22 protein-coding genes are annotated in these 19,786 nt (G+C 39.7%); 13 read left to right on the top strand and 9 right to left on the bottom strand.

The features are described from left to right. Nucleotides 1-15 precede the first annotated feature (15 nt). Nucleotides 16-1,248, top strand: coding sequence for a tripartite tricarboxylate transporter permease (locus DPC56_RS04230; protein ID WP_112093933.1), 1,233 nt, complete (start codon nt 16-18; stop codon nt 1,246-1,248). Here DPC56_RS04230 and DPC56_RS04225 read toward each other — a convergent pair. Then, nucleotides 1,245-2,060 (bottom strand): 50S ribosomal protein L11 methyltransferase, encoded by an 816-nt coding sequence (locus tag DPC56_RS04225; protein ID WP_146737608.1) that lies wholly within the window; start codon nt 2,058-2,060, stop codon nt 1,245-1,247. The two genes, DPC56_RS04230 and DPC56_RS04225, sit on opposite strands and share 4 nt — an antisense overlap. A gap of 332 nt (nt 2,061-2,392) precedes the next feature. On the opposite strand from DPC56_RS04225, the gene DPC56_RS04220 reads away from it, so the two are divergent. From DPC56_RS04220 to DPC56_RS04200, 5 genes are all read left to right on the top strand, one after another. Continuing rightward, nucleotides 2,393-3,805, top strand: coding sequence for a CpaF family protein (locus DPC56_RS04220; protein WP_394339523.1), 1,413 nt, complete (start codon nt 2,393-2,395; stop codon nt 3,803-3,805). A 30-nt stretch (nt 3,806-3,835) separates the two neighbouring features. Then, nucleotides 3,836-4,870, top strand: coding sequence for a type II secretion system F family protein (locus tag DPC56_RS04215; RefSeq protein WP_112093823.1), 1,035 nt, complete (start codon nt 3,836-3,838; stop codon nt 4,868-4,870). A 370-nt stretch (nt 4,871-5,240) separates the two neighbouring features. Continuing rightward, nucleotides 5,241-6,203: a 5,10-methylenetetrahydromethanopterin reductase gene (gene mer / locus DPC56_RS04210; RefSeq protein ID WP_112093822.1), complete on the top strand. Its 963-nt coding sequence runs from the start codon at nt 5,241-5,243 to the stop codon at nt 6,201-6,203. A gap of 104 nt (nt 6,204-6,307) precedes the next feature. After that, entirely contained in the window at nt 6,308-7,405 is a 1,098-nt protein-coding gene (locus DPC56_RS04205) for an archaeosine biosynthesis radical SAM protein RaSEA (RefSeq protein ID WP_245923872.1), read from the top strand. 207 nt (nt 7,406-7,612) lie between these two features. Then, a complete protein-coding gene (locus DPC56_RS04200) occupies nt 7,613-8,899 on the top strand; it encodes an adenylyltransferase/cytidyltransferase family protein (protein WP_112093820.1) in 1,287 nt (428 codons plus the stop codon). A gap of 1 nt (nt 8,900) precedes the next feature. Here DPC56_RS04200 and DPC56_RS04195 read toward each other — a convergent pair whose 3' ends face one another. Genes DPC56_RS04195 through DPC56_RS04170 form a run of 6 tightly spaced genes read right to left on the bottom strand, consistent with a single transcriptional unit; the run spans nt 8,901 to nt 13,583 of the window. Next, entirely contained in the window at nt 8,901-9,095 is a 195-nt protein-coding gene (locus tag DPC56_RS04195) for a hypothetical protein (protein WP_112093819.1), read from the bottom strand. A gap of 36 nt (nt 9,096-9,131) precedes the next feature. Further along, nucleotides 9,132-9,974, bottom strand: coding sequence for an NAD(P)-dependent oxidoreductase (locus DPC56_RS04190; protein WP_245923871.1), 843 nt, complete (start codon nt 9,972-9,974; stop codon nt 9,132-9,134). Between the two features lie 29 nt (nt 9,975-10,003). Next, nucleotides 10,004-10,867, bottom strand: a complete 864-nt coding sequence (locus DPC56_RS04185) for a damage-control phosphatase ARMT1 family protein (protein WP_112093818.1) — start codon at nt 10,865-10,867, stop codon at nt 10,004-10,006. Nucleotides 10,868-10,871: 4 nt separating this feature from the next. Next, nucleotides 10,872-11,072, bottom strand: coding sequence for a MoaD/ThiS family protein (locus DPC56_RS04180; protein ID WP_112093817.1), 201 nt, complete (start codon nt 11,070-11,072; stop codon nt 10,872-10,874). Further along, nucleotides 11,047-11,988, bottom strand: a complete 942-nt coding sequence (locus DPC56_RS04175) for a TIGR00269 family protein (protein ID WP_112093816.1) — start codon at nt 11,986-11,988, stop codon at nt 11,047-11,049. Before DPC56_RS04175 ends, DPC56_RS04180 begins: the two co-directional genes overlap by 26 nt. Before the next feature lie 23 nt (nt 11,989-12,011). Continuing rightward, nucleotides 12,012-13,583 (bottom strand): dihydropteroate synthase-like protein, encoded by a 1,572-nt coding sequence (locus tag DPC56_RS04170; protein ID WP_112093815.1) that lies wholly within the window; start codon nt 13,581-13,583, stop codon nt 12,012-12,014. Between the two features lie 89 nt (nt 13,584-13,672). Here DPC56_RS04170 and porC point away from each other — a divergent pair, with 89 nt between their 5' ends. From porC to DPC56_RS04135, 7 genes are read left to right on the top strand one after another with little or no spacing between them, the layout of a single operon-like run. Beyond that, entirely contained in the window at nt 13,673-14,203 is a 531-nt protein-coding gene (porC, locus tag DPC56_RS04165; protein WP_112093814.1) for a pyruvate synthase subunit PorC, read from the top strand. Nucleotides 14,204-14,209: 6 nt separating this feature from the next. Then, a complete protein-coding gene (gene porD, locus DPC56_RS04160) occupies nt 14,210-14,452 on the top strand; it encodes a pyruvate synthase subunit PorD (protein ID WP_112093813.1) in 243 nt (80 codons plus the stop codon). Between the two features lie 13 nt (nt 14,453-14,465). After that, nucleotides 14,466-15,617, top strand: a complete 1,152-nt coding sequence (gene porA, locus DPC56_RS04155) for a pyruvate synthase subunit PorA (protein WP_112093812.1) — start codon at nt 14,466-14,468, stop codon at nt 15,615-15,617. Next, on the top strand, nt 15,618-16,484 hold the full coding sequence (porB, locus tag DPC56_RS04150; protein WP_112093811.1) for a pyruvate synthase subunit PorB: 867 nt from the start codon (nt 15,618-15,620) through the stop codon (nt 16,482-16,484). 16 nt (nt 16,485-16,500) lie between these two features. After that, nucleotides 16,501-16,983: a 4Fe-4S dicluster domain-containing protein gene (locus tag DPC56_RS04145; RefSeq protein WP_112093810.1), complete on the top strand. Its 483-nt coding sequence runs from the start codon at nt 16,501-16,503 to the stop codon at nt 16,981-16,983. Nucleotides 16,984-16,994: 11 nt separating this feature from the next. Then, the gene (locus tag DPC56_RS04140) at nt 16,995-17,426 is read left to right on the top strand and encodes a 4Fe-4S dicluster domain-containing protein (protein WP_112093809.1); all 432 of its coding nucleotides are present in this window, start codon (nt 16,995-16,997) and stop codon (nt 17,424-17,426) included. Nucleotides 17,427-17,442: 16 nt separating this feature from the next. Beyond that, a complete protein-coding gene (locus tag DPC56_RS04135) occupies nt 17,443-18,282 on the top strand; it encodes a fumarate hydratase (RefSeq protein WP_112093808.1) in 840 nt (279 codons plus the stop codon). 63 nt (nt 18,283-18,345) lie between these two features. Here DPC56_RS04135 and phoU read toward each other — a convergent pair whose 3' ends face one another. Both phoU and pstB read right to left on the bottom strand, forming a co-directional pair. Continuing rightward, a complete protein-coding gene (gene phoU, locus DPC56_RS04130) occupies nt 18,346-19,005 on the bottom strand; it encodes a phosphate signaling complex protein PhoU (RefSeq protein ID WP_112093807.1) in 660 nt (219 codons plus the stop codon). Nucleotides 19,006-19,031: 26 nt separating this feature from the next. Next, complete coding sequence (gene pstB / locus DPC56_RS04125) at nt 19,032-19,784, bottom strand: phosphate ABC transporter ATP-binding protein PstB (RefSeq protein ID WP_112093806.1); 753 nt, start codon at nt 19,782-19,784, stop codon at nt 19,032-19,034. Nucleotides 19,785-19,786: the final 2 nt, after the last annotated feature.

Genomic DNA, 19,786 nt, shown 5'->3' with positions numbered 1-19,786 from the left:
AGTAGGGTGGTTGAGATTTTTGATCTCATCCTCACCTGTATTCTAGGAATCCTATGCGGCACCATAACAGGTATCATACCAGGCATCCATGTCAACACTGTGGGCGCCTTCACCTTCGCCGCATCATCCATACTTTTCAAGTTCTTTTCCCCAGAATCTCTAGCTGTTTTTCTACTCTCAATGTCCATCACCCACGCGCTCCTAGAGTTCATACCATCCATGCTAGTGGGCGTCCCAGATGAAGCAACAGCATTATCCGTACTACCAGGCCATAGGATGATATTAGAAGGGCAGGGTAAAAGGGCTATAAGATTAATAGCCATCGGCGGACTCGGGGGTATACTATTCACAATATTATCCATACCATTATTCTTGGTTTTCCTCCCCCCAGCACATGAATTCTTAAAGCCATATATAGGATTATTACTCCTTATAATGTCAATCTACCTTATAATAAGTTTAAATAGAAACCTAGAGGCTATTGCATGGTCTTCGATAATATTCATCCTATCCGGGATCATGGGATGGATTATTTTAAATACTCCACTTTCACCCAACATTTCACTCTTATCCACTTTTAGCGGCCTCTTTGGCGTTAGCACATTACTTTACAGTCTAGGTGAAGGTTCAATCTTACCCAGACAGCTTACAGTGAACGAAATTAGAATTGATACTAGGCTCCTTAGGGGGATTTTCGGGGGCGGGATTGCAGGGGCTCTACTAGGGTTTCTCCCAGGCTTTGGACCGGCACAAGGCAGCATATTGGCCCAGGAGATCAGTGGCGGAGATGATGGTCATGTGGAGAATCTTTTAACATCCCTCAGCGCTTTGAACACATCAGATGCTCTTTTTTCCCTTATGACTATCTATCTTATAGGTAATGCTCGCAGTGGAATAGCAGTATACATCTCGAAGATAATGGAAAATTTCGGTTTAAATCACCTCATATTTTTCAGCTTCGTATCTATAATATCAGCAGCCGCATCATTCATCCTATGCATAAAAATAGGGGATTTTCTAATCGATCACATCCAATACATGGACTATAATAGGCTTTCAAGGCTACTAGTATACTTTATAAGCCTCCTCGTGATAATCTTTTCTATATTGGAAAATGCACCATTACATTTTATTTTACTAGCCTATATAACCTCCATAGCCCTCGGCCTCATACCCCACTATGTGGGTATTAGCAAATCCCATCTCATGGGAGTTCTAATAATACCGGCACTAGCCATCTACCTCTAACGAATAAGGAGTATCTCCTTGGCAAGCTTCCTAGAAGCTCTAACAAAAGGAGAAACATCAACACCTGGGAAGGGGTCAACAATACAAAGATCATACTTCTCATCAATGAGTGAAGGAAGATCCCTTATATCCTCATTGTATACTTCGAAATCTCCATATTCATCCTTTAAATGGTTTACTTCCAAATTTATAAGGGTCATTTTCAAACTCTCACTCCATATGTCATTAAATACTACTTTACTGGCCCCTGCAAAGAGTGAGAACAATCCTAGGGTCCCAGGGCCGCATGTTGCATCTATAACCTTAAATGAACTTTTAAACTTTCTTAGGATATTATAAAGGTTCATCACCTTCAGATATGAAGAGCTTGGAGATTCTATGTGCATTCTACTCTGCCTTTTATAAATGCATAAGGCTCCTCTTTGGCTTTTTATAATATCACAGCGCATATCGCATCCAGCTAATCTTTCATATACGAGAGGTTTATACTTTGAGTCAAGGATGCCCACTGTCATCATAGGATTGCCTTTTATAACTCCTTTAATTTCTGGTACTTCTTCAATTATGCGTTTAGCGGTTTTTTTATCTAACTTATCTGATAATAGGATTAAAGATTTTGGTGATAGGAATGGTGCTCTTGAAAGCGGATAACCAATACTCATAAGTGGTGTGCCAACACTTCTCAGACTTGATTTTTTATCTAGCAGCCCCTCTTCAACCATTATAGTTAGTATGTGCCCCATTGTAGTGTCAAGGTGTCTTTTACCACACTTGCATTTACCCCACTCCCTATTAATAGCCTCTAAATCCACTTGATCCCCTATGGGGGTTTCCTTATCTAGGTGGGGGTTATAACAATCCTTACATCCATTATAAAAATCTTGAATCTTTTCTAATAAGGATCTCTTATCTAGTATGCATTCCCCCCCACATTCACACTTTAATCCCATATAATCTTTAAATATGATATTCATCATATTAAAAAATGATTCTCATGAAGGATAAAAGGAAGGAGATTTTAAGGGAAATCCTTGGAGAATTCGCTGATGACAGCCTCGACGTGGAAAATGGAAAAGTTAAATCAGAAAAGGAAAGCACTTTCGACATCGATAAGATAATCCAGAGAAAACCTTCAAAGCCTAAAATGGGAGATGTTAAAGAATTTGAAATCATCGAAGAGGAACTAATACCATTATACAAGGTTTCCCTCCCAAAATTTTCCGATAAAGAAAGAGAACTTATAAATGAAATAAGGACAAAGGTCGTGGAAGCCGCTGTAACCACCGGCGGTGAATTCCAAATCGACAAAAAAACCCTCATGAGGGAGATTAAGAACTTCCTCAGGATGAAGGGGATTCGAGACATTGACAGACTCGCCAAGCAAATCGTGCAAGAAATGCTAGGCTACGGTGAAATAGACCCCCTCATAAGGGATGATAACCTCGAAGAGATAATGATAATCGGCGTGAAAAAACCTGTTTTCGTCTACCATAGAGACAAAGGTATGATGATAACAAACCTCATATTCGATGATGCTGACGATATTAAAGCCCTAATTGATCTTATCGCGAGACAGGTAGGCAGACGCATAGACCAACAAACACCAATCCTAGATGCAAGATTACCCGACGGTTCAAGAGTCAACGCAACCATCCCCCCAGTCTCCCCAGATGGCCCCACGCTAACAGTACGTAAATTCAAAAAAGACCCCTACACCATCGTAGACCTCATCAACTTCAAAACATTATCATCTTATCTCGCAGCCTTCCTATGGGTATGTACAGATGGCCTTGGAGCCAAACCATGCAACGCAATAATCGCAGGTGGCACAAGCTCAGGTAAGACAACAACCCTGAATACAATAGCAGCATTCATACCACCCCGTGAACGTGTTATCACAATCGAAGACACACTCGAACTTCAATTACCACACCCACATATTCTAAGATTGGAAACAAGACCCCCAAACATAGAAGGAAAAGGCGAAATCGACATGGACACCCTCGTCAAAAACTCCCTCCGACAAAGACCAGACAGGATAATAGTAGGAGAAGTAAGGGGCCCCGAAGCCATAACATTATTCACGGCCTTAAACACTGGCCATTCAGGGTTCGGAACATTACACTCCAATACAGCCCAGGAAACCATCACTAGGCTCACAAACAGGCCCATGAACGTCCCTAATATTATGATACCCGCATTGGATTTCATAATAATGCAAAATAGGATGTACAGTTCATCTGGTCGTTCAATAAGGCGTATAACCGAAGTAGCCGAAGTTGTGGGCATGGAAGAGGATAGAATCCAATTAAACAAGATATTCGAATGGGATAACGTCACGGACAAAGTCGAATACGTTGGTATAACAAGCCAAACCCTAAGAGAAATAGCAGAACTAAGAGGCATGAGTATAACCGAAATAGAAGAAGAAATCGAGAGAAGAAGATTAGTCCTAGAATACATGGCTGAGGAGAATATAAGATCAATAGATAATGTGGCCAAATATATCCATGGATATTATAAGAATCCCGAGGAGATTCTAGAGAAGATACTCTAAGAGAAATCCCCCCATTGGGGGCGTCTAAAAATGGTTTTTAAAAAGATTTTTGAAAAACTCGGCGGCATAACAATAGAGGCGGGTAAGAAGGTGGAAGAAGGAGTTAAAACTCCAGCCGCGAAACTAGGCAGCATAGGGCAACCTTTCACCGGTAGACGTGATTTCAGGGGCACTATAAGGCGTAGAAGCACCTCGATGATAATGGAAAGGATGAGGATGACCCCTGATGAGGTGGAAGTATTTAAAGAACTCATAGAAGCCGACAAACACTTGGAAGAAGAGAAAAAAGAAAGTGAAAGGAAGTATATGGAAGCTTCACTTGAAGAATTATTAAAAGAAGAAGAAAAGAAGTTCGACCCCAAAATACTCCTAATGCTTGGAATCGTTTCCGGCCTCATATTATTACTGATAACAGTCACACTAGGCCTTGGCTTGGATATTGGCATAATATTAATGTTCGCAGTAACTTCCTTATCAGTAATCTTGACAGTTGCACCAAAATTACAAAAGGGCAGGAAGTCCGTGGAGGCATCACGCCAATTACCATTCGCTTTAAGACAGATGGCAACAGAACTTAGAGCGGGATTAGGACTCCATGATAGTATGCGCTCAGTGGCACTTTCAGGTTATGGGGCGTTATCTGAAGAATTTGCAAGGACCCTCGAAGAGATAAGATATGGTGAAAGTACTGAGAATGCTCTAAGGGAAATGTGTAACCGGGTGAACTCAGAGGGCTTGGATAGGGCCGTTTATCAAATTACAAGGACACTTGAAAGTGGGGGTGACCTAGCCAAGACCCTTAATATTATAGCAGATGATGTGGCATATGAGATGAGGATGAAGCTTAGAGATTATTCCCAAAAGCTTAACTCATTTACCATGATATACATGTTTATAGCTATCCTTGGACCTGTGATATTTCTCGTAATGTTACTAGCAGCCGCCACAATAATGGAAGGGTCAGTTTTACCCCCAGTTGCAATATTATTGTTATACCTATTTTTATTCCCAATGATAGCAGGGTTCATGGCCTTCATGATAAAAAGGCTTGAACCAAAATTATAGAACACGAAACCAATTTAATGGGTTTTCCTCCTCACGATAAAAGTGTGGGTCCATCTAATTTAAAATATGATGAACAGTTCAGTTAATAATATTTAAAACTTTCGATTACCTTTAAATCATAAATTATTTCTATTTTGCAGATAAACTCATATATTAGTTGCTGCACAATTCCCCCCACAATATGTGAGGGGCTGTAGCAGGAGAGGTGGGTGGGAAAAGCAAAAAAGATCTGGGAGTTTAAACTCCCAAAAAAGTTGCCTGGGGATGATTAGCATCCCTACATATCTACCATATCTAGAAGGGAAGCAAAAAACCCCACAAAAGGGGATGAGAAGAATCCCCTAATATAATAACCCCAAAGGTGATATATATGAAATTTGGTATCGAAATCGTCCCAAGCATGCCAATAGACGAGGTAGTTGAAGTCGTTAAATTGGCAGAGGACGTCGGTTTTGAATACGCTTGGATAACAGACCACTACAACAACAGGTACGTATATCAGGTCCTCGCCTTACTTGCTAAAGAAACCGAGACCATCAGAATAGGTCCAGGTATAACAAACCCATATGTTAGGAACCCAGCAATAACAGCCTCAGCCATAGCAACCCTTGATGAGATTTCAAATGGAAGAGCAAACCTCGGTATCGGACCCGGTGACAAGGCCACATTTGACAAATTAGGCATCGCATGGGAAAAACCAATATCAAGGATAAAAGAGGCAATATCCATAGTAAGAACCCTAACAGCAGGGGAAGCGCTTGACACAGGGGCAAAGTTAGACTACAAGCCCGTGCAGGAAAAAATCCCAGTATATATGGGCGCCCAGGGCCCAATGATGCTCAAAACCGCCGGTGAAGTGGCGGATGGTGTGCTAATTAATGCTTCAAACCCAAAAGACTTTGAAGCCGCCGTTCCAAACATAAAAGAAGGGGCAGAAGCTGCAGGCAGAAGTATGGATGAAATTGACGTCGCCGCATACACTTGTACTTCAGTAGATGAAGACCCTGAAAAAGCAGCTAACGCCGCTAAGATAGTGGTCGCATTTATAGCCGCAGGATCCCCACCATTCGTACTTGAAAGACACGGCCTACCAGCTGACACACAACAAAAATTCGGAGACCTCATAGCCAAAGGAGACTTTGGCGGTGCAATAGCAGCAGTAGATGATGCATTAATGGAAGCATTCGCAATTGTAGGCACACCCGATGACCTCGTGCCCAAAATAGAAGCCCTCGGTGAAATGGGCGTAACACAATACGTCGTTGGTTCACCAATAGGACCAGACATGAAAAAATCCATAAAACTCGTAGGGGACATCATAGAAAGCTTCTAAAAAAAAGTAGCAATTTACATCCCCCACAATTTTTTTATAATCCTTCCTTTTTTTATTTCCTCTTTTTCCACAGAATATTTAAATAATAAAAAACCATACTATTAATGATAAAAACTTCTTTTTCTAGGAATATGATGAAAGAATTAGCACTGAAAACCAGAAAAAAGGCTATTAAACGGATTAGAAGAAAATCACCAGAAGAATTAGCAACTACTTGGTGTCAAGAAGACTTGCTCTACTCAGGAAGAGGTAAAGCTATTTTCATGATACTCCCCACCAGAGGATGCTCATGGGCACTATCCCAAAGTGGCGGGTGTACCATGTGCAGCTACCTTTCAGATTCACTCCTCGAGGACATCAAAGCCGAAAAATTAAACAAGATATTCATAGATCTAATATCCCAGTATAAGATAAAAGAAAAAACTGCAGTTAAAATATTCATCTCTGGCAGCTTCCTAAACCCAGAAGAATTCCCAGAAGAATCCAGGAAATTCATACTAGAACATCTCAATGAAATAGATAAAATAGAGGAGATAATAATAGAATCCCGTCCAGAGTACGTAAACAAGAAGATACTCATTGAATGTTGCAATCACGCCCCAAACAAAATATTAGAGGTTAGCATAGGACTTGAAACAGCAGACGATTACACCCGTAAATACAAAATAAACAAGGGCTTCACAAAAAAAGATTTCGAAAGAGCCATCAGAACCATAAAAAGTCTAAAAAAGGATTTCAATATAAAATCAAAGGCTTATATACTTATAAAGCCCATCTTAACAAGTGAAAAAGAAGCCATTCAAGATGCCATCAACTCCGCAGTCTACGCAGAAAAAATAGGCGTTGACAGAATATCATTCTGCCCATCAACCATACACAAAGGCACAGTAATGGAAGAACTCTGGAAAAAAGGCTCATATAAGCCCCCATGGATATGGAGCCTCATCGAAATCATAAATAACACGCGAAAAAACCTTAAAATACCCACAATAATGGACACCTCAGGACTAGGAACACCAAGAGGCCCATACAATTGTAAAAAATGTAACACGAAACTCAAAAAAATGATCATAGAATCCAACCTAACCCAAAAAATCATACCAACAATAAAATGCAACTGCTACAATAGATGGATCGCCGAAAAAGAACTCGGAAATTTCACAAGATCAACAACTGAAATCAAATACCAAGCCTATGGATAATCCACCCAAAATTTATCCCCCCCATATGCAAGACCAAAGAAGTTGGTTTTGTTAAATAACAAAAAAAATCAGAAAGTCAACCCATATGACATCCTAAAAAAACCCAAAGTTGAAGAACATGATTTATAATCAAATAAAGACCATAGAATAGATTCTTAACCTTCAGAGTCAAATTAGAGTGCGACAATTCACAAAAAAAGGGATTCGATGATTGGGATAAGCGCAGATTTCGACCCACTACATAAAGGACACATGAAACTTATAGAAAAAGGACGCGAAATAGCAGAAAAAATTGGAAGCAAACTCGTCATATACCTTAACAAGGATTATAGTGCCAACCATGCCCCATTCTTCGCATCATACGAAGCTCGTAAAAAAATGGCCCTCAAAGCAGGGGCTGATGAAGTCATACCCATCGAAGGCCTACACTACAGGCTAACACTAGCATACACTGTACCTATAAGGATAGCTATGATGATAGAGGATGGTGTTACAGATTATGTGGATGCTGCTAACGTCCCCCCCAAAATCATAAAGAAAGAGGCAAAATATTTCGCCAAAAGAGGCATATTCAGCGGAATACCGGCAAAACTTCCAAATAGGAATGTTATCAGATGGTTTGCCGTTAACGAATTCTTCCAGAAAAAATACAACCGGAAAATGAAGTTTCACATCATCCCAGAATTTACAGAAAACGGTTCAAAGATTTCAGGAAGAGAAATAAGAAAAAAGATAATAGAAAATAACTTGAAAATAACCGAAGACGTGGCCAAACTTTTACCAGAAACCACTATAAAAATCCTTGAAAAAGAACTGAAAAAAAGAAAAGCCCCAGGTAAAAGGAACTTCAATTTGATAAAGGATAAAATGAACAAGCTTTCAAGAGCAGACCTCCTAGAGATAGCCTACCTTAACGCCAAGCTTATAAACTCCATCGTCAAATGGAGACCATATAATACAGAAAACCAGATATGGGCAACATTTAGAAGGGCCGGGTATGGTCCAGTGCTTACAAGACTAACCTTAAGCTCAATGGAAATGAATGTAACCAGGAGAGAAGTTTATAAGCTAATAGGATATTATGAGAAAAAGGGGTGGATACCACCAGACCAAAAAAGGGAAAAGATAATTCAAAGGGCCTGGTTCGTATCAAAGAGCGTAGAAAAAGGTTACACTTCAAAAAAAGCCCATGAAAGATTCTTGGAACACAGAGGATCTTTAAATGAGCCTGAAAGATCCTTCAAAGCTGGTATACGCTTAAAAAAGTCTGAAGTTAAAAAATTAAAGGAAGGAACAGAAGCCAAAATATATGTAAAGGAAAACGATACTATTTCTTGCCAGATACGGGATGGGATGAAAATTAAAAGCCAGCTAATTCTCCCGGGTGTAATGGCAACCTATCTTAGGTTAATCATAGATTCACATTTCATACCATTTTATAGTAAGCTCATCAAAGAAAATGGGAGTTTCAAAGTCAAAATAAATATCGGATAGCCTATTTTTTTCCTCTGTGTTCTACTATCGGACATGTCCATGATTTGCAAAATGTCATGACAAATTTACCATCATCAGTATCTAAATGGATCCTCCAGCATTCATCATCATAAAATTTGAATCCAACATTAAGGATTTTTTTACCAATGAGCTTTTTAAGATTCTCTTTGCAATCATCTATAATATCTTCTCCCAATCAAATCACCTTAATATTATTATCTTTATTTTACAATTATAAACTTTTTATATTATCAAAAATCATGGTATAACTCTCGAATACCATTCTAAGGTCATCTAATTCCATGAATATCCTTTTAAAGGTTTTAGATGTGCACTTTGACATTATGGGGGTTATGTTCTCTGATAAAAATGATTCAACGTCCTTCATCTCCTCATATCTCCTCTTTGAATGTAAAGCCGAACTTATAACCCTTGAAATTGCACGCTCTCTAAAACCTTCATTTTCTGTCTCTTCAAGTATTTCCAACAAATCCTCATCAAGGCCCATTCGATATGCTGCCAAAAGAGTCTCCCATAAAAGCGCCGACACACCTTTAGTATAAGAACTCCTCAACATTTTAAGTGCGGAGGCATCACCCACCCTATCACCCCTAACTTCTATATTGAATCCATAATCAGTTAATTTGGCAAAATCATGGGCAGAAACCCCTGATGCTAAAATTTTAACCCCTAAATCCTTACTTATACGTCCCATGATAGCAGCATCGACCACCCTGCCATTCCTTATATAATCAAGGGCCTTTTTCACAGTAGAAGGTGCAACATTGTTTATATCTACATAGACCCCTCTAACATGATTGCCAACTTCTCTAGCGACTTTCATAGCCACACTGGGCGTGACAGCAGATATTACAATATCAGATCTTCTAGAAACTTCTAAGATGTCACTGCATTCGCTAACTCCAAGATCACGTGCTAGTTTCTTGGTACGTTCACTCCGACCTCTCGTAGCGGTCAAAACCTCAACGCCTTCATCTAAGAGTTTCGAAGCCATGGTAGATGCTACTTCTCCAAATCCTATAAAACCAACTTTAATATTATCAAACCTCCCCAAAAAAATTAGGCTCTACTGGGATTGAGTTATTAATTGATTTTTATCATTACATTAGATCCTACTTTCACCCCTATATCCTTTGCAATGGCTGTGCATTTAGCATTTAATAAGCAAAATACTGATTTATTGTCAAGTGGAGCTTCTGTTAGGCCCTCATAATTGCCAAGGCCTTTAGCTATTATAATCTGGGAATTGTCAAATATTTCTTTGAATTCATTTGAAAATTCATGGTAGATTACACCCACTGAATCTGTTCCGGTTGTAACAATATCCGCGATTTTATTGAGTCCCGCTTCCAATGCATCTTCTATGCAAGCATCATTGAGTATGGGTTTGTCTTTAACAGCAACTGTGATGTTCACGTCATAATCTAGGAGTTTTTTTATGAGTAGTCTGTCGAATATTATTTCACCTGTATTATCCGCAAGATAGAGCACTTTTTTGGATTTTTTTAGATCATCTTCGAGTATGTTGGTATGGTTGACTTCTAAAGGGGAATGGAGGGATTCTATAACAACTTTTTCATGGTTGAAGTCGAGTCCAAGGGCTCCGAAGTCTATTATGTTACCTGTTATGGCCACTTTCACGAAATCTTCGAGGTTTTCATTATCTTTTAGGAATTTTCTGACTATTGGTAGGAAATTCTGAGCGATCTTGTTACATCTTTTCTTTTCATAGGCATAGGGGTCATTGTTTCCTGTCATCTCTTTGATGAGCCTGTGGATAGTGGTGCCTATTTCATTGGATATTGCGCCTTCCTTGAATTTGGAATCGAGTAAATTTATTATCTTTTTCATTATTTTGAATTTTAGTTTTTCATCATCTATTGCAAGATCCAATGCTTCCCTTGCCTGCCTTAGAAAACACGGAGCGCATTCATAGTACACTCTCATGGTATTATCCACCATATATGACCCTAATAACTTCTATAATGTCGCCATCATTTACTTGTTCTTCTTCAACTACTATCTCACCATTTTTTTTAACTACAACCGCTTCTAGGGGGATTTTAAAATCTTTGAGAACATCTTTGATTGTTAATTTTTCCCTGATTTTCATTGTTTTTTTCTCGTCATCTATTATGAGAGTGAATTTCATCTTTTAACCTCCCTATCTCTTTTAGGAGGGTGCAAGTTTTGCATAGGTCCCGGGCAGCTGGCTGACCACACCTTATACACTCTCTTAGTATGGATTCCCCTTTAAGTTCTTTTTTAAGGGCATTTCTGATTTTTTCATGACCTCTTAGGGTGGAGTATAGTATGGTGGGATGGTCTTTTGATAGTCCGGTTAGTATTGTGCCTATTTTTTTCCTGAAGGAAGTTTTTCGGTATGGGCATTCTTCTAGGTGGACTTTTAAGCCCTTTGCCATTACATATGCTGTGACCTCTTTTTCTGGGATTTCCCTGAGTGGTTTGATTTTAGTTACAAATTTTTGTGAATAGGTTGCAGGGCCTATCCTGGTGAGGTTTTCTATGTTTCCTTCTAGGTAGTTCATTACTATTGCTTGGACTTCGTCGTCAAGATTGTGTCCGGTTGCTATTTTATCTGCTCCAAGTTTTTTGGCTTCCTTGTTAAGTATCCATCTTCTGAGCACTCCGCAGTATGTGCATGCTTTTCTTGGGGGTTTTGATGCCATTATTTCGTCTATTGTTATTTTGAAGTGTTCTTTGAATGAGAATATGTGTTGTGGTATTCCAAGTTTTTTGCAAGTTTCTGAGGCGTATTCTATTCCTTTTTCGCGGTAGTCTTTTATACCTTCGTCTATTGTTATTGCCTCGAGTTCTATTATGTTTCTTTCTGCGAGTATTGATAGTATATCTAGTACTGTTGTGCTGTCTTTTCCACCTGAAAGGGCGACCAGTACTTTATCACCTTTTTTTATCAGTTCGTATTTTTTTATGTCCTTGAGGACTTTTTTTTGGATTGTTTCAATGAAGCATTTTTTGCATAGGTGTTGTCCTGAATATCTTCTATGGATGATAACATTTTCTGAGCCACATTTTGTACATGACATTATTCATTGCTCTCCAGAATAGTTCATAGTTTAAATGGTTTTCTGAAAAGTTCAAGATCTTGTCTGTAATCTTTTCCTGTGATGAGTGCTATTTCGGCTTTTTGTAATTCGGCTCCTAGGTATGCTGCATGTTCTAGGCGGGTTACAAGGTTCCTTTTTATGATTTCTTCATATAATTTTTTGGCATTATCTGATACTAGTGCGATTTGTGCTTCCATGTTTTTGTAGTGTATCACTTTTATTTTACCATCTTCTACTAGTATTTTGAAACTTCCTGCTTTATCTTGTGTGAATTTGATCCCACCATGTGCTTCGAGTATTGGGACTTTTATTTTTTCTTTTATTTTTTCATGCTTTCTTTTGTCCTTGAAGATTATGAGGTCTATACCTAGGTTTTTGGGGATTGATTTTCTATTTTTTGCAAGAAACATCATGCGTGATGCTACTGCGAGTTCGTATGTGCTGCCTTTGTTTTTCCCACTTACTTCTGGTGTGAAGAGTATGCCGGCGCCTAATTCCATGCCCATGCCTGCGAGTAGGGCGTTCACTCCTGTTGAATCCACATCTATGAGTTCTGCTACATTACCCGCGCCAAAGAATATTGGTTCCGGGTTTCTTGAAGTGTATTCTTTACAGGCTTTTATTGAATCCACGATACTTTTACTGTTGACAGGATCTAGGATAGGGTCTGGGATGATATCTATACCTTTACATTTTCTCTTTAGAGATTCTAAAGATTCCACTCTTTCCTTGGCTGTTTCAGGTATCCAACCTCCAGTATAATCTGTGGGGAGTATAACTGCTGGTATGTTTCTTTCTTTTAAAAGTGGTAATAATTCCTCGTAGTTTCCATGATCAAGGCTTAGAACTAGCTGTGCACCGGCTTTAACAGCTGTTTCTATTTCATCAGGGTTTAGAGTGTCAATACTCACTGGGAGGTTGCCAGCCACCTTTTTCACTGTTTTTATAATTTCTGGTATTCTTTTTGATAAGTTTTCGCCTGGTATTGTCCTGATATCTATTATGTCAGCCCCATTTTTCACGAGATATCTAACTTGCTTTATTAATTCTTCTTTTTTTAGGAATGGCGCCTTTGCAACTTCTGCCAAGACCCTCATTGGAAAGTCTCTTCCAACAGGGAGATCACCTACAAGGATGTTTTCTTCTTTTTTAAGTAATTTCTCACGTTTTTCTTCATCCTCTTCAAAATCTTTTATAAACTTAAGGGCTCTTTTCCGCTGTTCTTCTTCTATGAGCCTGTCAGCGGCTTTCTTGGGTGATAATTTCAATTTGTCCAAAAGATCAAGTACTATTGGGAGGTCAGCAGCATCTGTAGGCCCCTTATATGTGGGTATTCCTGTCTCCTTTGTTATTATGCTAGCATCCTTGGGTATTAGGCCTGGTATGAGTATAAGGTCTAGTTCCGAGATGATAGTATCATCTAAGTTTTTTATTTCATTTATTATTTGACGGGGGGTTAGAAAAGCTGCTATGAGTATGTCTGCGATATGGACGTGTACATCATGCTTTTTAGTAGATGAAGCTTTTATTACGAGTTCTCCTGCGAGTTTTCCTGTGATTATAAGAACCTTCATTTTATCCCTCATTGATTTATAAAATTTGACCATCATGTATATATACTAAAATTTTATAATGATTAACAATGAAAAATTGGAGGTAGACCATGATCGAAATCCGATTTCATGGACGCGGCGGACAAGGTGCCGTCACAGCAGCAGAAATCCTCGCAAAAGCCGCATTCGAGGATGGGAAGTACTCACAAGCTTTTCCATTCTTTGGTGTGGAAAGAAGAGGCGCCCCCGTCATGGCCTTCACAAGACTAGATGAAAAACCCATAAGAAGAAGACATCAAATTTACAACCCTGACTATGTTGTCGTATTAGATGACGGACTCCTAGAAGTCGTTGACGTATTCGCAGGACTAAAAACCAACGGTGCAGTCATAATAAACACGAGAGAAGAACCCCAAACACCTCCAGGAGCCAAAAAATATACCATCGACGCTACAGGCATAGCATTAGAAATCCTAGGCCGACCCATTGTAAACACAACAATGCTCGGAGCATTCGCAGGCGCGACAGAAGAAGTAACAATAGATGCTATCATAAAGATAATCAAAGAAACATTCCCCGGCAAAATCGGGGAAAAGAACGCCGAGGCTGCTAAGAAAGCCTATGAAAACATAAAAAGGTGAATATAAATGGAAATTGGAGCCACCGTAAAAGAACCCGGAAGCACGCGAAAAAACAAAACAGGCAGCTGGAGAACTTTCAAACCAATCCTTGACAAAGAAAAGTGTATAGAATGCGACAACTGCGTATTATTCTGTCCAGACGCATGCATAAGCCCAGAATATGAAATAGATTATGATTACTGCAAAGGATGCGGGATATGCGCAGAAGAATGTCCCGTAGAAGCAATAAAAATGGAAAGAGAAAGATAACCAGGGTGAAAAAATGACACTAAAAATAATATCAACAAATCGGGCAGTCGCAGAGGCCGTGAAACTCGCCAAACCAGACGTCATACCCGTTTATCCAATAACACCACAAACCTCCATATCAGAATACCTAGCACAATTCGTAGCCAACGGAGAACTAGAAGCCGAATACATACGAGTAGAATCAGAACACAGCGCCATGAGCGCATGCATAGGAGCATCAGCAGCCGGTGTAAGAGTATTCACAGCAACATCATCCCAAGGACTAGCACTAATGCACGAAATGCTATTCGCAGCAGCAGGCCTCAGAAACCCCATCGTAATGGCAAACGCCAACAGATCACTCTCAGCCCCCCTAAGCATATGGAACGATCACCAAGACTCCATAGCAGAAAGAGACTCAGGCTGGATACAAGTATATGTCGAAAGCGCACAAGAAGCCTTTGACTCCATACTCATATCATATAAAGTATCAGAAAACAAGAAGGTACTCCTACCCAGCATGGTCTGCCTAGACGGGTTCATATTAACACACACAGTAGAACCAGTTGAAATACTCCCAGAAGAAGAAATAGACAACTTCCTACCAGAGTACAAACCAGAACATGCAATATTAGACCCAGAAAATCCAATGTCTCTCGGAACATTCACAGACCCAAACTATTACATGGAAGCAAGATACCAAATCGAAGAAGCCACACAAAGATCTAAAAAAATCATAGAAAAGGTTAACAAAGAATTCAACGAAACATTCAACCGCAAATACAACTTCATCGAAGAATACCGATGTGAAGATGCGGATATCGTGCTCGTGGCAATGGGATCCCTCTGCAGCACCCTAAAAGAATTAGTCGATGAATTCAGAAAAGAAGGTAAAAAAGTCGGCCTACTCAAAGTAAGAGTCTACAGACCATTCCCAGCAAAAGAAATTTATAATGCAATTAAAGACGCTGATAAAATAGCAGTCCTTGATAAAGACATCACATTTAGCATGGGAGGAGCACTCTACACAGATATGAGGGCTAAAATACGCGACAAAGAAATTTACAATTTCATCCTAGGATTAGGAGGACGCGACATAACACCCCAAAATGTTAAGGAGATTGTGGAGAAAACAGAAAAACCAGAAAAGGACATCACATGGATCGGATTAAAGGAGGGATCCTAAATGGAAATCCCCAAAGAAGAACTCCTCGCCCCAGGCCACCGTGGCTGCGCAGGATGCGGCGCAACCCTAGGCGTGAGATTAGCACTAAAAGCCCTCGGCAAAAATACAATAGCAGTTTCAGCAACCGGCTGCCTAGAAGTTATCACCACACCCTACCCAGAGACAGCATGGGAAATACCATGGATACACGTAGCATTTGAAAATGCAGCCGCAGTTGCCTCAGGCATAGAAAGAGCCCTAAAAGCCAAAGGCAAAAAGGACATAAACGTGGTTGCATTCGCAGGTGATGGTGGAACAGCAGACATAGGCATGCAAGCCCTCTCAGGGGCAATGGAAAGAGGCCATAACATCATCTACATTTGTTACGATAACGAAGCATACATGAACACGGGAATACAAAGAAGTGGAGCAACACCCTATGGCGCATCAACCACAACATCACCACCAGGTAAAAAGAGCTTCGGCGAAGACAGGCCCAAAAAGAACATGCCATTCATCATGGCAGCCCATGGGGTACCATATGTGGCAACAGCATCAATATCATACCCAGAAGATTTCATGAAAAAAGTTAAAAAGGCAAAGGAGACAGAAGGACCAGCATACATACACTTACATCAACCATGCACAACAGGATGGGGATTCGACCCATCAAAGACTATAGAAATCGGAAGACTTGCAGTAGAAACAGGTGCTTGGCTATTATATGAGATAGAAGAAGGAGAATTCAGGGTTACTTATAGGCCAATACAGCGTAGACCAGTCACAGAATATTTAGATGCCCAGAGAAGATTCAAACATTTAAAAGACGAAGAGAAGGCCAAAATACAAGAGTATATAGACAAGATATGTGCAGAGCTCAGAATATAGAGTGGAGGATAAAAAGTTGAAAAAGATCTTGAGCCAACCAGAATTATGTGACGGTTGCAGAGACTGCGAAGAAGCCTGTGAAGAGCTCTATGGGGCTCCTAGGATAATAATACGTGAAATAAATGGGACATATTATCCTATAATATGTCAACAGTGCGAGGACGCCCCATGTAAGGCAATATGCCCTACTGAAGCAATCAATGAAACCATAGACTTTGAAAGATGTATAGGCTGCGGACTCTGCATGATAGTATGCCCATTCGGCGCCATAGTACTATCAGAGAGAAAAGCCCACAAATGTAACCAATGCCCAAAACTAGACACGCCAGCTTGCATAAAAGCTTGCTCCAAAAGAGCCTTATCTATAGTAGACGCTGAAAAACTAAAACTCGAAAAACAAGAAAAACACATAGCAAAAATGGCAAGAACCGCAAAACCAAAATTTGACATACTAGAATTGGTCTCAAAAAGCAAAAAAGCCGAGGAGAAACTAAAATAGGGGGGCTAACATTGCGAGAGTTAATCTTAAGCCCAGAATTATGCGATGAATGCGTAAAATGTGAAAGAATATGCCCAAGGAATGCTATCCGCTTATTAAATGGCGTGCCAATCTTTTGTATGCACTGCGCCCCAGAAAAAGCCCCCTGTCTCAACATCTGCCCAGAAAACGCCATAATAGAAAAAGAAGGAGCCATTATAATCGATGAAGAAAAATGTGTAGGCTGCGGTTTATGCCGAGACGCTTGTCCCATAGGCGCAATTTACATGGATGAACATGGAACTCCGCGTAAATGTGACCTATGTATAGAATATGATAAACCACTTTGTATCTCAATCTGTCCCACAGGAGCTTTAATAGAAAGTTCAGAGGATCTATTATCCACCAAGAGGGATAAACTAGCAACCGAACTTAAAAAGATCAAGGACTTAATCCAATTATAGACGCTAGGAGGATCCTATGATCAGCCAAGGAATGGTCAAGGAAACAGTATGCCAACTTTTCAAAAAAGCCACCACTACACTGCCCAGGGATGTTGAATCAGCCCTCAGAAGAGCCTTCAGAGAAGAAAAGGATGAAATAGCATTATTAAACTTGAAGGCAATCCTAGAAAATATAAAGATCGCCAAGGAAAAAAGGATACCAATATGCCAGGATACAGGACTCCCTATAGTATTCGTGAAAATGGGTAATGTTAGAGTTGAAAAACTTTATGATGGGATCATAGAAGGAGTTAGAATGGCGACATCACAGATCCCACTAAGGCCTAATGTTGTGGATCCTATCTCAAGGGAGAATACTGGGGATAACACTGGTAAAATGATCCCACAGATAGACTTAGAATTAGTAGATACCGATTCTCTCGAAATAACGGTTATGCCAAAGGGTTTTGGTTCAGAGAATAACAACAGGCTAAGAATGGGACTGCCCAGTGAAGGCCTTGAAGGTATTAAAGATTTCGTGGTTGAAACAGTGATTAGAGCCGGTGGCAAACCATGCCCACCCATAATAGTCGGGATAGGTGTTGGCGGATCTTCAGATCTCGCGTTAAAGCTTGCCAAAAGAGCTTTACTTAAAAAAATTGGGGAACGAAACGAAGACGATAAAATAGCAGAACTGGAAGAAAGCATACTCGAGGAAATAAATAGGAGTGGTATAGGCCCAATGGGACTTGGTGGTAAAACAACCGCATTAGATGTTAAGATAGAAACTGCTCACACCCATACCGCAGGATTACCTATTGGTGTCTGCATACAATGTTGGGCTTCAAGACATGCCACCGCCATATTAAAGCCATGAAAATACAGTAGGGGGGAACAGTCGCCCCCCTTCTTTTTATAATTTTTTAATGGATTTCCAATCCTATGGTTTTTCACATGTTATCATGAATATTGTCCTGTCAGCTATGCTCACAGCCCTGTCAGCCACTCTTTCAAGGAATCTTGCTATGAATAATAGATTTACAAGATAATTAATGGCTTCTTTATCTTTGAACATACTAATCGTTACATGTTCTAGTGTTTGGTCGAATAAGTCATCCACTTTGTCATCGTCGTGTCTGAGTTCTTTTGCCATTTCTATGTTTTGATCAAGGAATGAATATATCCCCTTAGAGAGCATCATCTGGACAAAATCTGCCATGTGCATGAGATCTTCTAGGGGTTTTTTGGGTATTTCCTCATCTTTTATATTCTCAGAATATTCTGCTATATCAGCTGCGAGATACCCTATCCTTTTAAGATGGCTTCCAACTTTTATACAAGCCTCTATAAATCTCAGATCCTTTGCAACTGGCTGTTCAGCAGCTATCAAACTTATACATTTCCTTTCAAGGTTAAATACCATATCATCTATCTCTTTACTGGCTGAGATCACTTCCTCCTTTCTCTTTTTGTCGAAATCGAATAAGAGGTTTGTAGACTTTTTATGTGTTTCAAGGGTTTTCTGGGCTACTTTTTCCACATCTTTCCTCAAATCTTTTAACCTTTTTCTGAAAAGTATTCTTGGATATTTCTTCTCCATAATATTCCTCCTAGAAACCGAAAAAATTATCCAAATCTACCAGTTATGTATTCTTCTGTCCTCTTATCTTTTGGTTCTACAAAAATCCTCTCTGTCAAACCACTTTCGACGATCTCACCATTTAAAAAGAACGCAGTATACTTTGAGACCCTTGTAGCCTGTTGCATATTATGTGTTACTATTATTATAGTGAAGTCGCGCTTTAGTTTGTGTATCAAGTCTTCAATTTTAGTGGTTGAAATAGGATCTAACGCAGAACATGGTTCATCCATTAATATCACCTCTGGTTCTATAGCTATCGTCCTTGCAATGCACAGACGTTGTTGTTGCCCCCCTGAAAGGCTGAGAGCTGTCTGATCTAATTTATCTTTAACTTCATCCCAAAGCGCAGCTGCCTTTAAACTTTCCACAACCCTATTCTCTATCACTTCCTTGTCAGTTATCCCATGGACACGGAGACCATATGCAACATTTTCAAATACAGATTTTGGGAATGGATTCGGCTTTTGGAAAACCATACCAACCTTTTTTCTTAACTCAACCACATCTACGTCAGGATCATAAATGTCTTTCCCATCTAAATAAACATGACCTTCATGACGGAAACCAGGTATAACATCATTCATCCTATTAAGTGTCCTTATAAAAGTTGATTTACCGCAACCAGATGGGCCTATAAGAGCTGTCACAGTATTCTTAGGTATCTTCAAATTCACATCTTTTAAGATGTGGTCTTCACCAAAGTAAACGTTTAAATCTTCAACTTCAATCCTGTACATGA

This window comes from Methanothermobacter tenebrarum (assembly GCF_003264935.1).
GTDB classification, from domain to species: domain Archaea; phylum Methanobacteriota; class Methanobacteria; order Methanobacteriales; family DSM-23052; genus Methanothermobacter_A; species Methanothermobacter_A tenebrarum_A.
Note: the sequence above shows the minus strand (reverse complement) of the source record. Positions and strands in the feature narration are given on the sequence as shown.